The organism is Micromonospora vinacea (assembly GCF_015751785.1).
Lineage (GTDB): Bacteria > Actinomycetota > Actinomycetes > Mycobacteriales > Micromonosporaceae > Micromonospora > Micromonospora vinacea.
Map to the genome: position 1 here is coordinate 2021064 of NZ_JADOTY010000001.1, position 14420 is coordinate 2035483.

The following is a 14420-nucleotide window of genomic DNA, read 5'->3' on the forward strand; positions in this document are numbered from 1 at the left end:
ACAGGCTGGCTGGCGGATCTAGGTTGTTTCCCATGCGTGACCGACTCCCTGAGCTGACAGACCCCGACCCTGAGGTTCGGCTGGAGGCACTGCGTGCGCTGTTGGCTGGAGCCGAGAGAGGGGACGTGGTCGCGAAGCAGGTTCTCAGGGAGATCGTGATCGGGTACCGCAACTTCGACCCCGAGATCTACTCCCGGGCGTTGAATCTCCTCGTGTTGTTCGGTGATGAGTCGCTGGCCGAAGCGCTCCTCGCTGCGCTTGCCGACGAGGAGTACGGGTGCCAGAGTTGGGCGGCGAACGGCTCCGGCATCCTGCGCCTTCAGACGGCCGCCCCGCTGTTGATCGACCTACTTCGCCACCCAGATGCTCTCGCCCGCCAGAGCGCCTGCGAGGCTCTGGGAGAGATAGGCGACCCCACCGCGATCACGCCTCTCGCGCACGTGCTCGACGACCCAGCCGAGCATGTCAGAGCAGCTGCCGCCTACGCCCTGGCCGACATCGGCGACGACGAGGCGATCGAGCACTTGTGGACCGCGCTGGAGTCGCCCCGTCGGCCAGTGCGTGCCGGTTACCTGTCGGCCGCGCTGGCGCACCCGGCAATCAAGACCTTCGACCGCCTGATCCAGGCGACCTCACACCACGACCCCGAAGTGCGCTTCTGGGCAGCACGAGCGCTCGGCGCCGCCGGCGACGAACGAGCCGAGAAGCTGCTGACGCGCCTCGCCGTCGAGGACCACGCCACGGTGCGAACCGGCGGGCACGTAAGTACCGCAGCCAAGAAGGCGCTGAAGACGCTGCGAAACATCCGCAAACACCAACGAAAGGCACGCGCCGGAGAGCGGACCGTGTGATCTCGTCAAGCGGTACCGGGATTCCGATCTCAAGCATCTGCTGGGACGGAACACGCCGCGTGGTCCACACGCCAGCCCGGCTTTCATGGTCGTCGCGCGAGTGCCCGCTGCACGCCTCGGCGCATCCGTCGCGACGTACCCGGTAGGCCGTACAAGCGGCGAACCTCATGAGGTTCCAGTTCTTGGCGACCGGCCAGCGCAATCGCTACGGCATACGGTCTGGTGTCGGCCTTACGTAGCAGGACTTCGGTCTCTTGGAGGACCTTGAGCAGGACACCTCGGTCCGCCTGTGGGTGTTGAGCGACGAGCCGAAGCAGGTGGTTGCGATCCCACTGGCTGAACTCGCCTTCAATCAGCTCGGTCAGAGTCGCCCCGCTTGCGCGGATGTCCTTGGCGACGGCCAGCCGCACGAACGACCAAGGACTACGGGCAAGAGCGTGCAGCCCGTTCCGATCGATTCGCGGGTCCGCAACGAGGTCCAGGTAGTCCCGCGGTGTCCGTGCGCGTGGGAGCAGCGCGTCGATATCCACTACCAACTCCCTCACCACGTCATTGGAAGCGAGCGCCCTGCACGGGTGATCGTCTAGCCCACGCCATGAGGCGGTGGCGCAGGGCGGTTCGCATAGTCAGGCCTCAACCTCAGGCTGTGGCCGCTTCGAATCCCGTACCGGCCGGCGCCTGTGGTGTGGCGCCCAGCGGGAGCTCGCAGACGGTGCGCCAAGGGCTGACGTCCGGCGTTCCGGCGATGAGCCGGACCCTGTCGATGGCCGTGCGGATCGGCAGGTGCGCGGAGACGGTTTGCGCGGCGTGGCTCAGAGTGGTCTTTGCGGCGTCGTGACCGATGGTCAGGTGCGGCACCACGTCGCTGTGCGCCCCGGCATACGGGGGTGCCTCGGGAAACTGCTGCCACACTGCCGTGGTGAGTTCCCGGAACGGACGATCTGGCTGCGGAGCAAGCCAGACGACAGTTTCACCGAACCAGCCGACGTGCGTCAGTGCGACGTCGAACCGCGGTATCCCGGCAATGGTGGCGCGCAGCACCGCCAGGACCTGCTCATCGATCTGCTGCGGGGGCAGGAACGGATAGAGGACTGTCACGTGCGCCGGCACGCCCCACCCGGCGGCCCGGTCGAGCGATGCCCGGAACCGGCCCACCGCCTCCTCGGCCTCGGGTATCGGCACGATGAGGGCCGTCTGTGTCGGTTCCATCCCCGAAGTTTGCAACCAAGGTCGTTGCCGGTCCACCGTATTCACCACCCGCCACAGGCGGTCCGCGCCAGCCAAGCCAGATAGGTGCGGTGCGTTCTCAGTCTCGGGACCGCGTTCGTGCGGCGAGGAAGGACGGCCGTTCGGTGAGGCGGGCGTAGGCGTCTTCGTCGACCTCTCGAAGTTCGAGGCACGGCCGTGGCTCGACGAGTTTCTCCAGGAGAAATCCGGCGTCCAGGAGTTCGCCGAGGAACGTCTCCAGCGTCATCCGCTGGAAGTGAAGGGCGCCCGGCCCGTGCGGCAGGTCGACCCAGGACTCGTCGTAGTAGGAGCCGCCGAAGTATCGCCAGTCGGCCGTCGGATGAGTGGTCGAGATGACGAGCCAGCCGGCGGGACGTAGCACCCGACGCATCTCGGCGAGCAACTGTCGCCGGTTCGTCAGATGGCCTATGACCAGCGCGCAGACGACCCCGTCGAAGGACGCGTCAGCGGCAAAGTCCAGTGGCTGCTCCAGGTCGTGCAGGCGCAACTGGGCCTGCGCGGCACGTGAGTGCGCATGGCGGAGCACTGTGGCGCTGGCGTCGATGCCAGTCACCCGGGCGCCCCGCGCCAACAGTTCAGCCGCATAGTGGCCGGCACCGCAACCGAGATCGAGGATGTCCAAACCGGCGACGTCACCAGCGAGCGCCAGCATCGCGGGCCGATCGGTGTACGCGTTGTAGGGGCTGGTGTTGGCGTTCTGTGCGAAGAACTCGCCGAGTTCGTCGTGGTACCCGGTCCCGATCGGCATCCGAGCACCATCCCGACCGCTCAGGGGATCCGCAACCGTTTTTGCCCGACGACACGCCTCCGAGCGGTCGTCGCCCACACCAGCGGGCGGAGAGCCCCTATCGGTAGTCGGCGAAGATGCGGCGTTCCACGCCATCGACGGTGACCGGGCCGCCGTGGGGAAGGATCCACTGCGGTCTGGTGTGGCCGAATGGGACGCCGACGCAGATAACTGCCTCGGGGTTGTAGCGGCTCACCACGTCGATGACCGTGTCGCGCTGCTGCTGGCGTAGCCGTTCCCGGTCGGCGGCCGGGGGGCGGCGGGTGTGGTCGGAGACCGGCGGGCGGGCGACCAGGACCGCGTCGACGGCGCTGAGGAGACCGCGTTCACCCAGTGATCGGACGATCAAGCCGACCTCACGGGCGGGGAGAAGCTCCTCCGACGTCTCGATGAGCAGAACCCCACCCTGCAGGACCTCCGGGGAAAACGGGAAGCGTCCCGCCGTCAGGATCCACTGGATGACCTCCAGGCAGCCACCCCAGGTGGGGCCGGTGACCGCGCGGGGCGGCCCGTACCAACTCCACGGCTCCGTCGGTTCGCGCTCTCCAAAGGACTTCAACGCCTGCGGGTCTGCCCAGTCGATGCCGACGTCCTCGGACTCACCCGGGTCGGTGATCTCCAGCCGCTCGCCGGTGAGCAGCGCCGCTCGCAGCGACCGGACGTGGATGTCGTCGACGGCAGGCCCGGGGCCAAGGTGAACCTGGGAGGATCCGCCGTAGAAGCTGGCGATGCCGAGGCCCCAGAGCCAGTGGTGCAGGTTGGTGTTGTCGCTGGTGCCGAGGAACGGCTTCGGGTCGGCTCGGGCCAGGTCGGCGTCCAGGTGGGGGATGACAGTGATCTGGTCGTCGCCGCCGATGACGGCGAGAATGCCGCGTACCTGGGGGTCCGCGAAGGCGGCGTTGATGTCCGCCGCCCGCGCTGCCGCGCTGGCACCCACCTGGCGGGTGGTGGGGTATTCGACCGGGACGAGGCCGGTCAGGTCGGCAAGCCGTCGCATGGCCTGCTCGTGGATCTCGGGAAAGGCACCGGCCGCGGCGAAGGACGGCGAGACAACCGCGATCTTGTCCCCGGGCCTGGCCTTCCGAGGACGAACAAGCTCATGCTCCATGCCGAGATCCAACAGGTACGCCAGTTCGTACGCATCTCATTTCGTTACAGGTTCCAGGAGAACCACGGGGATCTCCCGGGTGATTCGTTGTTGGTAGGCGGCGTACTCCGACCTGGCCGAAACCATCAAGCGCCACAGATGCGGACGCTCCCCGGCCGTGGCGGGGCGCGCGTACGCGCCGAAGGTCTCCGTACCGACCTGCACCGTGACGTACGGGTCGGCGAGCAGGTTGAGGTACCACGCGGGGTGGTGGTCTGCGCCGCGGTTGGAGGCGGCCAGCACGTAGTGGTCGCCGTCGCGTTCGTAGACGAGCGCGGTGCGGCGCAGTTCGCCGGTCTTTCGGCCTCGGGTCGTCAGGAGCAGGTCGTTCACGCCGGGCCGGGGTCGGCCGCCGGTTTCCTCGAACCGGTGGATGTGCTCCGCGACCCAAGCGTTCGGGCTGTCGTGGACCTCGGGCATCACACCTCCCGGACAATCGCGGAGGCGCGGTGGTGGCGGGGTGCCTCGATCTCGTCGACAAGTGAGATCGCGAAGTCCGCATAGCTGATCCGGCTGGCTGGGTCGCCATGTTCGGCAACCCGGTAGTGGCCGGTGCGTGTGCCGCCGTGGTCGAAGTCACCGGCGGGGGCCAGGTAGGCCCAGTCGAGGTCGGAGGTCCGAAGCTCGTCAAGGCCCGCTGCATGACCCAGGTAGAAGGGCCGGTACTCGTTCGGGTAGCCGGGCTGGTCCATCAGGGCGGCACCGGATGCCCCGGGCATGATCGAGGCGAGGCCGACCACCACCAGGCGACGTACACCTGCCTTGGTCAGGCCGGCGGCCAGGGCGCGCGACGATGCGGTGAAGAAGTCGTGCGGCGGTACGGATAGGTCGACGGCGGCGCTGATGGCGGCGTCGTGCTCGGCGGCTGCCTGCGCGATGCTCCCGGCGTCGGTCACGTCGCCTGCCACCACCCGTGCGTCGGTCAGGTCGCCGTGGTCAGCGGGGTTGCGCACCAGGGCGGTGACCTGGTGGCCGCGTCGTCGCGCCTCGGCGACGGCCTGCCGTCCGGCTCGACCGCCCGCGCCGAAGACCACGATCCTCATGAGTTACGCCTCTCACCAGAGGCCGGAGCCCGTGCGTCCGGCCGATTTGCCGACGCTATCGAGGGTCGTGGTTACCACCGGGATACCAGTTATCGTTTGGTGATGAGGCAACCTCTGCCCGCCGACATGTTCGACGAGCTGTGCCCGTCCTCGCTCAATCCGATCCGATTCGGCGACAAGTGGGCGGCGCTCATCATCCGCTGTCTTGAGCAGGGGCCTCGCCGGTTCTCGGAGCTGCGCGTGCCGCTGCGCCGCGTCACCCCCAAGGTGCTCACCCAGTCGCTGCGCTCCCTCGAACGGGACGGGCTGATCAAGCGCACCGTCTTCCCCGAGGTCACCCCGCACGTGGAGTACGAGCTGACGCCGGTGGGCCGCAGCATGCTCGAACCGATTGCGGTTGCCTGCGCCTGGGCCGAGCAGCATTGGGACCAGTTGCTCGACGCCCGCGAGTCGTACGACAACGCCACCCGGCGCAACCGCGCTGGGTGACCCCGCGTGCCACCGGTGTGGCACAGAGCCAGGAAAGCGTGGTCGGCCTCGGGCCTGAGAGCCGTTGGCGGAGCACCACGGCCACGCGGATGCTTCTCATGTTCATGGCAGGATCTGCCAGGTGCAGGTCGGGATGCTTGGTCCATTCGAGGTTCGCACGGACGTCGGCACCCTCATTGACGTGCCGGGCGCGCGGCTGCGCGGGCTGTTGACCGCCCTCGCGCTCAACCCGGGCCACGTGGTCCCGAAGGGGACCCTCGTCGACTGGATCTGGGGCGAACATCCGCCCTCCGACGCGGCGAACGCGCTGCACCGCCTGGTGTCCCGGCTGCGGAAGGCGCTGCCGGAGGGGTCGATCGAGGGACAGACGGACGGCTACCGGTTGCTGGTCGAACCCGACGTCGTCGACGCCGTACGGTTCGAACGCCTCGTCGGCCTGGCTCGCGATGACGAGGGCCCGCAGCGGGTACGGCGGCTGCGCGAGGCCCTCGACCTGTGGCGCGGTGCGGCGATGCAGGACGTCGGTCTTGTCGACAGCACCGCGCTCGACGCGGCGGTCACCCGATTCGACAGGCTGCGTCTGACCGCCCTGGAGGATCGCTTCGACGTGGAGGTCAGCCTCGGCCACGGGCCGGAGTTGATCGCGGAGCTGACCGATCTGGTGGCTGCGCACCCGGTGCGGGAACGGCTTGTTCTCGCGTTGATGCGGGCCCTCGCCGCGAGCGGCCGAGACAACGAGGCGCTGGTCGTGTATCAGCGCACCAGCGAGGCCCTGGCCGACGCGCTGGGCGTCGACCCCTCACCGGAACTCGCGGCGTTGCACGTCGCGCTCCTACGGGGTGAGGTGCAACGGCGCGAGGAGGACCGGAAGACCAACCTTCGTGCCGAGTTGAGCAGCTTCATCGGTAAGGACGAGGCCGTCGCGGAGGTCGGCGCGCTCGTCGCCGAACACCGGCTCACGACCCTGATCGGGCCGGGTGGCTCCGGGAAGACCCGGCTGGCCACGGAAACCGCGCGCAGAATGCTCGACAACCTCCCGGACGGTGCCTGGCTGGTCGAGTTCGCCGCCATCGGCGCGGACGGTGACGTGGTGCAGGCGACGCTCACGGGGCTCGGACTTCGGGACGCTCTGCTCGGCGAGGCACCGAGCATGGAGTTGATCGACCGGCTCGTCGCCGCGATCCGCGAGCGGGAGGCGTTGCTGATCCTGGACAACTGCGAGCACGTGATCGAGTCGGCGGCGGTGCTCGCCGACCGGCTGCTCGGGGAGTGTCGGCGACTGCGGATCCTCGCGACGAGCAGGGAACCGCTCGGCATCACTGGTGAGGCGCTCTGGCCGGTCGCGCCACTGGCCCTGCCGGACGTCGACGCCGACCCCGCCGAGATCGAAACCTCTCCCGCTGTCCGCTTGCTGCGGGACCGAGCGGGCGCGGTGCGGAGGGATCTGGCGGTCGACGATCTCACGTTGTCGACGATGGCGCGGATCTGTCGGGCGCTGGACGGGATGCCGCTGGCGATCGAACTGGCCGCCGCCAGGTTGCGCACCATGTCCATCGACCAGCTCGCGAGGCGGCTCGACGATCGGTTCCGCCTGCTGACCGGCGGCAGCCGTACCGCGTTGCCCCGGCACCGAACGCTGCGCGCGGTGGTCGACTGGAGTTGGGAGCTGCTGACCGACGCGGAACGGGCGGTCCTGCGCCGGCTCTCGGTGTTCTCGGGCGGGGTGAGTCTGGAAGCGGCCGAACGGGTCTGCGCCGGCGACGAGGTCGAGCCGGAGGATGTGCTCGAACTGGTCACCGCGTTGGCCGAGAAGTCGCTGCTGGTCGCCGAGGGCGACGAGACCCTGCGCTATCGGATGCTCGGCACGATCAAGGAGTACGCCGCGCACCGCCTCGTCGAGGCGGGGGAATCGGACCTGACGCGCTACGCGCATCTGACGTACTTCACCGAACTGGCGGAGACCGCCGAGCCGCAGCTTCGCCGCGCGGACCAGGTGAAATGGCTTGCCACTCTCGAAGTTGAGCACGACAACATCGTCTCCGCGATGCGCGGTGCCCTCGCCGCCGGTGAAGCGCACCCGGCCATGCGATTGGCCGCGGGCGCCGGCTGGTACTGGTGGCTCGGTGGCCACCGGACCGAAGGCATGGAGTTGATCACGGCGGCCACTGAGACGCCTGGTGAGGTCAGCGACGAGATCCGGGCCACTGTGTACGCGCTCGTCGTGCTCTTCGTGAACTCGGGACCGGGCGACGAACACCATGCGGCGGAGTGGATCCACAAGGCGTACGAGTTCAGCCAACGTAGTCACGGCAGCCACCCGGGAGTGGCGCTCGTCGTCCCGCTGGAACGCATGTTGCGAGCCCCGGACGCGATCCTGCCCGCGTGGGAACCGCTGCTGAACGACGAGGATCCCTGGGTACGCGCACTGGCCCGGTTGCAACTCGGCAAGATGCGGATCATCTTCGGCCAGGACGGTCGGGATGTGGATGCGTATCTCGTGGCGGCGCTCGCCGAGTTCCGGGCACTCGGCGAACGGTTCGGGATCTCATTCGCCCTGACCGAGCTGGCGGAGCTGATTGCCGTACGCGGTGAGTTCGCCGGTGCGTGCGAGCACTACGAAGAGGCAGCCGCGGTCGTTACCGAGGTCGGCACCGTCGAGGACATCATCCGGATACGGTCCCGGCAGGCTCAGCTGTACTGGTTGCTTGGCGATGAGGAGTCCAGCGCGGCTGCCATGGCCGAGGCGCGGCGATGCGCGGCGCGGGTCACGTGGCCGGGTGCGTTGGCAGTGCTGGCTCTGTCACAGGCGGAACTCGCTCGCTGGCGTGGCCATGCCGAAGAGGTGGGCCGCCAGGTCGGTGTCGCGACGACAGTGTTGCGCGACGAGGCGGAGCAGGCGCACATCCGCGTGGTGACACACGACCTGCTCGGTTATGTCGCTGACGATCTTGGTGAGGCGCGCAGACACCATTCCTTGGCCTGCGAGGCGGCGGCCGCGACGGGGCACGCACCCTCGATCGCGCGGGTGCTCGTCGGCGTCGCGGACCTGGCGCTGCGCCGTGACCAGTATGAGCAGGCCGCGCGGCTGCTCGCCGCGAGCACCGGTGTGCGCGGACGGCAGGATCATTCCCAGCCGGACGTGGCCCGGATCGAGCGGGAAGTACGGCGCCGCCTCGGCGAAGTGAGCTTCGCAGAGGCGGCGCGGGAAGGCAGTCGGACGGACTGGAACGGGTTGGTCGCGGTCACGCTCGCTTCGTGAAGGTGGAACGCGCCCACAGGTAGCCGACGAGAGCGATGCCGACGCACCAGACGAGGGCGGGGATCACGTCACCGCTGGACGGCGTTCCGTTGAGGAACCCGCGCAGGGTTTCGATGATCGGCGTGAAGGGCTGGTATTCCGCGAACTCCCGCAGCCCGGGCCCCATCTTGTCCGCCGGTACGATCGCGCTGCTGAAGAACGGCAGCATGACCAGCGGTACGGAGGCCAGCCCCGCCGTTTCCGGAGACTTCGCCGACAGCCCCAGGGCGACAGTGAGCCAGCCGGCGGCGAAGCCGAGCAGCACGATGATGCCGATCGCGCCGAGCCAGCCGAGGAGGCTCGCCGACGGGCTGAATCCGAGCAGGAAGGCCACCCCGACAAGGGCGGCGATGGCGACCAGGTTGGTCAGCACGCTGGCGACGACGTGACCGGTCAGCACCGCACCGCGGGAGACGTGCATGACTTTGAACCGGTTGATGATGCCCTTCGTCATGTCGGAGTTCACAGCGGTCGCGGTGGCCCCCAGCCCGTAACAGACCGCCAACAGCATCAGCCCGGGAGTCGCGTAGTCGATGTAGTCGACACCGACGTTGAAGGCGTCACCGAACATGTACACGAACATCAACATGATCACGATGGGCATCAGGACCGCGTTGAACACGGAGGTCGGGTTTCGGGCGATGTGCTTGAAGTTGCGACGCAGCATGACGATCGAGTGGGACTTGGTGCTCATTTCGCGGAAACCTCCTGGGTGCGGCTGCCCGTCAGGGCGAGGAAAACGTCGTCGAGGTCGGGCGTCTGCACGGAGAACCCTTCGGCGCTGATCGCGTACTCGTCGAGGCGGTCCAGCAGGGCCCGCAGTGAGGCCGTTCCGCCGTCGCTGGGAACCCGGAGCGCCAGTGCCTCGTCGTCCCGTGTGGAGTCGGTGAGCACCCGGGCGGCCGTGTCGAGTTCGGCGACGGTGGTGAACCGGAGCCGGACGTGAGTGCCGGGGATCTGGCGCTTGAGCTCGTCGGGCGTGCCCTGGGCGACCAGACGCCCCTGGTCGAGGACGGCGATCCGGTCGGCGAGCTGGTCAGCCTCCTCCAGATACTGGGTGGTGAGGAAGATCGTCACGCCGTCGGCCACCAGGTCACGGATGATCGACCACATCGTGCGGCGGCTACGTGGATCCAGGCCCGTCGTCGGCTCGTCGAGGAAGATGATCCGCGGGTCGCCGACGAGAGTCATCGCCAGATCCAGCTTGCGGCGCATCCCACCGGAATAGGTCGACACCGGCTTCTGTGCCGACTCCACCAGATCGAACCGCTCCAGCAGTTCAGTGACGACCCGCCTGCCGTCTTTGCCGGGAACCTGGCTGAGATCCACCATCAGCTGCAGGTTCTCCCGGCCGGTCAGCAGTTCGTCCACCGCCGCGAACTGACCGGTGACGCCGATCGCCGCGCGCACCGCCTTGGCCTCGGTGGCGGCGTCGTGCCCTGCGATGCGTACGGTCCCACCGTCGGCCTTCACCAACGTGGTCAGCACGTTCACCGTCGTCGTCTTACCCGCCCCGTTCGGGCCGAGCAGGGAGAAGATCGTTCCCGCAGGGACATCCAGGTCGATGCCGTCGAGCACGACCTTGTCCTTGTAGGCCTTCCGCAGTCCGGAGACTGCAATCGCTGAACTCGTCATGCAGCTACCATCGGCGGCTGGGCTGTCACCCCCCTGTCATGGCCCTGACACGGCCACTGACACCGGGTTCCACCCCCGTCGGCGGTGTCAGCGGGCCCGCTTGACGCGCCGGTCGTCGAGCCAGAGCGCCAGCCCGTTCCGGCAGCGGTAGACGGCGATGCCGGCGATCACGAGGGTGATCAGAACCCCCCAGGCCCAGAATCGACCACCCACCCCGCCGGGTGGGTTCGCGTCGCGGGTGCGGCCGGAGCTGATCACGTTGTCGGCGACGTCGACGGCGAGGATCTGCTCCGGGGCGGTCAGCAGGGTTCGTGGCGCGGTGGCGTCGGGCGTCAGCGCCAGCACCCGTACGCTGCGCACGTTGGGGTAGGCGGTGCGCTGGTCCAGCTCCAGCGGCTGGTCGAACCGGTCCGGGCTGAGAGGTTCGGGCTGGTAGGCGATCACCAGCGCGGACCCGTCCGGGCCCCAGCCGAGCAGTCGGATGGCGGTCACGCCGGTGACACCGGGCAGGGGCAACGGTGCGGTGTCCCGGCCGGTGGCGGGGTCGACCCGGCGCAGGCTCCAGTCTGTGGTGCCGGCCTTCCGGCTGATCAGCGTCAACGCCCCGTCCGTCGTCCATGCCCCCTTGCCGGCCAGCCAGCTCTCGGCGGGCGGCTCGAAGGTGGACACCGTGCGGCCGTCCAGGTCGGCGACCGTCACGGTCCGACCGATCTGGTAGGCGACCCGCTCACCCCCGGGGGCGAAGGCGACGGGTGAGCCGAAGATCGGCTGTTGGGCAGCGTCGGCCAGCTGGGTCCAGCGTTCGCCGTCGAGGGTGACGATGCTCAGCACCCGCCGGTAGCTGCTGCGCATCGGGTCGGTCGGCACGCTGTCGTCGACCACCAGTTGCCTGCCGTCCGGGGACCAGGCCAACGGGGTCGTCCCCACGCTGTCGGCGACCTTGCTGCGCAGTTGTCGGGTACGGCCGGTGACGAGGTCGATGATGTCGACGCGGCGGTCCTCGGAGAGGCCGGCGGGCCGGGCCACGTAGCGGCCGTCCGGGGACAGGATCACCTGCTCGCCGACGGGTGCCTCGTACCCCATCGAGAAGATCCGGTAGCGGTCGGAGTCGGCGCCGACCACGCCGACGATGCCGTCCTCGTCCCAGCCCTGAAGCCGTGGCGCCTGACCGCTGAAGATGACCGACGCCGGCCCGAGCCGGGGTCGGTCGGTGGCGTGCAGCGCCCCGAGCGGTGGCAGCGCGATCCGGTCGGGCAGCGCCGCGTCCGCGCCGGCCGCCGGATCCGCGGCCGGTGTACGCGTCAGCGGGAGCACAGCCCCGGTCAGCGCGACGAGCACGAGCACCACCACGGCGGCGAGGACGGTCCGGCGGCGGGAGCGGCGGGCGGTGGCGAGCGCTCGTTCGTAGACCGGGTAGGCGGGGACGTCGGCCGCGGCGGCGTGCAGCGTCTCGCGGAGTCGGGCGGTCACTGCTGGCTCCTCTCCACAGTCGGGTCGACCAGGTCGAGGGCGGTCGCGCGCAGCCGGCGGATGGCGTCGTGGCCGTGCCGTTTGACGGTGCCGACCGAGCAGCCGAGCACCGCGGCGGCCTGGGCCTCGGTCAGGTCCTCGTAGAAGCGCAGCACGATCACGGCGCGCTGACGAGGGGTGAGCCCGCGCAGCGCGTTCACGAGACTCAGCCGCAGCGCTGTCGCCTCGGAGTGGTCGTCGCCGGGCCGCTCGGTGGGCTGTGCCTCCAGGCGCTCGGTCAGCCGGCGACGCCGCCACCAGGAGACCTGCTGGTGGTACATCACCCGCCGCACGTACGCCTCGGGGTCGCCGTCGCGAATCCGCCGCCAGTGCCGGTACGTCCGGGCCAGGGCGCTCTGCAACAGATCCTCGGCGAGCTGGTGGTCGCCGGTGAGCAGGTAGGCCGTCCGGGACAGCGCCGGCGTGCGGTGCACCACGAACTCGTGGAACGTCTCGGTCATCCCCACCCCCTCGCCAGGTAGAACGCCACCCGTTCCGGAAATGGTTGAGGCCGGGCCACCGGTTCTGATAGTTCCTGCTGGGCCTCGGCACCGGCTAATGTCCGGTTTGGAGGTGGTCCGTGTTCACCGAAGCCTTTCCGATCGTGACGACACCCGACCTGCCACGACTGATCGCGTTCTACCGGGACGTGGTCGGCTTCGAGCTGACCTACCGGTTCCCGGACGAGGGTGCCCCGGAGTTCGTCGCGCTGCGACTGGGCAGCAGCGAACTCGGCCTGGCCGCCAACCCGGAGGCTGGCGAGCCGGCCGACTCGCACCGCTGGGAGTTGTGCGTCTACGCCGACGACTGCGACGCGGCCGTGGGCGCGTTGCGCACGGGTGGGGCGACGGTCACCGAGGAGCCGGTCGACCAGCCCTGGGGTGAGCGTTCCGCCCGGGTCACCGACCCCGACGGCAACCGGTTGCTGGTGCTGTCCCGGCTCTAGACGACCGAGCGTGGTCATCGTCTCCAGAACAGGAGATGGGTGACTCCGCTGGGGCTGGGCACCGACTCGAGGTGGAAGCGGTCGAGCAGTTCGTCGGGGCTCTCCCACAAACGTTCACCCCGTTCGAGGTCGACGGGCGCGACGGCGAAGTGCATCGTGTCGACCAGATCGGCCTCGATGAATTCGCGGACGGTCGCCACCCCACCACCGAGGCGTACGTCCCGACCGGCGGCTGCCTGCTTCGCCTGAGCCAGTGCCTCGGCCGGGCTGGCGTCGAGGAAGTGGAACGTGGTGTCGGACAGGGCGAACGACGGGCGTTCGTGGTGGGTGAGCACGAAGACCGGGGTGTGGAACGGCGGGTTGTCTCCCCACCATCCCTGCCAGTCATGGTTCTCCCAGGGGCCACGCTGGGGGCCGAACTTGTTGCGACCCATGATCTCCGCGCCGATGTTGCACTCGGCGTCGCGGGTCAGGTAGTCGTCCAGGCCACGGGTGCCGCCCGGCTCGGTGCGGTACACGAAGCTGGCCGTGGCGGCGCGCCAGGAGAAGAACGGGGTGGGGTCGGCGTGGCCGAAGGGCCGTTCGAGGCTCTGCCCCTCCCCGGTGCCGAACCCGTCCCGCGACACGTTGAAGCACTGGACCCGCAGTAGTTGCGGCATGGCGTCTCCTCTCAGGTTTACGGGGCGGATTCAGTTCGCGGTGACCGTCGGGCCGCCGCCGCGGCCCCGGTCGTCGAGCACGAGCGGGGCGCGACCGCGTACCGCGTACCGGATGTGGGTCACCTGGGGGGTGGCAAGGACGCGGGTCGGCGTCAGCTCGATCCCCTCCCGGTCACCCAGGTCGAGGTCCGCGTCGAAGAGCCGCAGGCCGGTGCCGAGCACCACCGGTACGACGTGCAGCTCCAACTCGTCGAGCAGGCCGGCCTTGAGTACCTGCCGCACCAGGCTGCCGCCCCCGGCCACGGCGACATCCTTGCCACCGGCCACGGCGCGCGCCTGCTCCACGGCGCTGGCCACGCCATCGGTGACGTAGGTGAAGCTGGTGCCCCCTCCCTTCACCAGCCGCTGGCGGGGGCGGTGGGTGACGACGAAGACCGGTGCGCGAAACGGCGGCTCCTCACCCCAGGGGATCTCACCCCCGTCGGCCATCCGGCGTCCCATCACGTACGCGCCGGCCGCCCCGAACGACTCGGCGATCACCTCGGAGTTGGTGTCCTGCTCCCCGCCGGCAAAGCCCTGCCGTTCGCGCCAGGCCGCCGCGTCTGTAGCCCACCGGGTGACCCGGAAGAACTTGGCGCTCTCTTCCGAATCCATCCAGTTGCCGTTCCCGTCGAACTGTGGGCCGGCGTAGAAGCCGTCCATCGACACCGACAGCTGTGCGGTCACCTTCGTCATCGCGTCTGGTCCTTTCCTCGGGCGACACCCCGCCTGGGTGCCGCTCCCCGAGGGGTCGGAGCCGAACGCGATG

General features: G+C 69.2%; 16 protein-coding genes. 4 read left to right on the forward strand and 12 right to left on the reverse strand.

Annotated features, from left to right (window positions below):
• The first annotated feature begins 32 nt into the window (after positions 1–32).
• Positions 33–851, forward strand: coding sequence for a HEAT repeat domain-containing protein (locus IW249_RS09730; RefSeq protein ID WP_196920433.1), 819 nt, complete (start codon positions 33–35; stop codon positions 849–851).
• Positions 852–934: 83 nt separating this feature from the next.
• Here IW249_RS09730 and IW249_RS09735 read toward each other — a convergent pair whose 3' ends face one another.
• The 6 genes from IW249_RS09735 to IW249_RS09760 all read right to left on the reverse strand — a co-directional run bounded on the left by IW249_RS09735 (position 935) and on the right by IW249_RS09760 (position 5076).
• Positions 935–1381 (reverse strand): hypothetical protein, encoded by a 447-nt coding sequence (locus tag IW249_RS09735; RefSeq protein WP_196920434.1) that lies wholly within the window; start codon positions 1379–1381, stop codon positions 935–937.
• Between the two features lie 109 nt (positions 1382–1490).
• On the reverse strand, positions 1491–2096 hold the full coding sequence (locus tag IW249_RS09740; protein WP_307788555.1) for a 2'-5' RNA ligase family protein: 606 nt from the start codon (positions 2094–2096) through the stop codon (positions 1491–1493).
• Positions 2097–2157: 61 nt separating this feature from the next.
• Positions 2158–2847 (reverse strand): class I SAM-dependent methyltransferase, encoded by a 690-nt coding sequence (locus IW249_RS09745; protein WP_196920435.1) that lies wholly within the window; start codon positions 2845–2847, stop codon positions 2158–2160.
• Positions 2848–2944: 97 nt separating this feature from the next.
• Positions 2945–3994, reverse strand: a complete 1050-nt coding sequence (locus tag IW249_RS09750; protein ID WP_196920436.1) for an LD-carboxypeptidase — start codon at positions 3992–3994, stop codon at positions 2945–2947.
• Between the two features lie 36 nt (positions 3995–4030).
• Positions 4031–4453 (reverse strand): nitroreductase family deazaflavin-dependent oxidoreductase, encoded by a 423-nt coding sequence (locus IW249_RS09755; RefSeq protein ID WP_196920437.1) that lies wholly within the window; start codon positions 4451–4453, stop codon positions 4031–4033.
• Positions 4453–5076 (reverse strand): NAD(P)-dependent oxidoreductase, encoded by a 624-nt coding sequence (locus tag IW249_RS09760; protein ID WP_196920438.1) that lies wholly within the window; start codon positions 5074–5076, stop codon positions 4453–4455. The genes IW249_RS09755 and IW249_RS09760 overlap by 1 nt, the downstream gene beginning before the upstream one ends.
• Positions 5077–5178: 102 nt before the next feature.
• Here IW249_RS09760 and IW249_RS09765 point away from each other — a divergent pair, with 102 nt between their 5' ends.
• Together IW249_RS09765 and IW249_RS09770 are read left to right on the forward strand one after the other, a co-directional pair.
• Positions 5179–5565 carry a winged helix-turn-helix transcriptional regulator gene (locus tag IW249_RS09765; protein ID WP_231392467.1) on the forward strand — a complete coding sequence of 129 codons (387 nt, stop codon included), beginning with the start codon at positions 5179–5181 and terminating at the stop codon, positions 5563–5565.
• A 121-nt stretch (positions 5566–5686) separates the two neighbouring features.
• Complete coding sequence (locus tag IW249_RS09770; protein WP_196920439.1) at positions 5687–8824, forward strand: ATP-binding protein; 3138 nt, start codon at positions 5687–5689, stop codon at positions 8822–8824.
• On the opposite strand, the gene IW249_RS09775 is transcribed toward IW249_RS09770, so the two are convergent.
• From IW249_RS09775 to IW249_RS09790, 4 genes are all read right to left on the reverse strand, one after another.
• The gene (locus IW249_RS09775; protein ID WP_196920440.1) at positions 8808–9557 is read right to left on the reverse strand and encodes an ABC transporter permease; all 750 of its coding nucleotides are present in this window, start codon (positions 9555–9557) and stop codon (positions 8808–8810) included. The two genes, IW249_RS09770 and IW249_RS09775, sit on opposite strands and share 17 nt — an antisense overlap.
• The gene (locus IW249_RS09780) at positions 9554–10498 is read right to left on the reverse strand and encodes an ATP-binding cassette domain-containing protein (protein ID WP_196920441.1); all 945 of its coding nucleotides are present in this window, start codon (positions 10496–10498) and stop codon (positions 9554–9556) included. The genes IW249_RS09775 and IW249_RS09780 overlap by 4 nt, the downstream gene beginning before the upstream one ends.
• An 87-nt stretch (positions 10499–10585) precedes the next feature.
• Positions 10586–11968, reverse strand: a complete 1383-nt coding sequence (locus IW249_RS09785) for a WD40 repeat domain-containing protein (protein ID WP_196920442.1) — start codon at positions 11966–11968, stop codon at positions 10586–10588.
• Entirely contained in the window at positions 11965–12468 is a 504-nt protein-coding gene (locus IW249_RS09790; RefSeq protein ID WP_196920443.1) for a SigE family RNA polymerase sigma factor, read from the reverse strand. Before IW249_RS09790 ends, IW249_RS09785 begins: the two co-directional genes overlap by 4 nt.
• Positions 12469–12611: 143 nt before the next feature.
• Between IW249_RS09790 and IW249_RS09795 the strand changes: the two genes are divergently transcribed.
• Entirely contained in the window at positions 12612–12953 is a 342-nt protein-coding gene (locus IW249_RS09795; protein WP_307788556.1) for a VOC family protein, read from the forward strand.
• A gap of 14 nt (positions 12954–12967) precedes the next feature.
• On the opposite strand, the gene IW249_RS09800 is transcribed toward IW249_RS09795, so the two are convergent.
• Complete coding sequence (locus IW249_RS09800; RefSeq protein WP_196920445.1) at positions 12968–13612, reverse strand: dihydrofolate reductase family protein; 645 nt, start codon at positions 13610–13612, stop codon at positions 12968–12970.
• Positions 13613–13642: 30 nt separating this feature from the next.
• The gene (locus IW249_RS09805) at positions 13643–14347 is read right to left on the reverse strand and encodes a dihydrofolate reductase family protein (RefSeq protein ID WP_196920446.1); all 705 of its coding nucleotides are present in this window, start codon (positions 14345–14347) and stop codon (positions 13643–13645) included.
• Positions 14348–14420 lie beyond the last annotated feature (73 nt).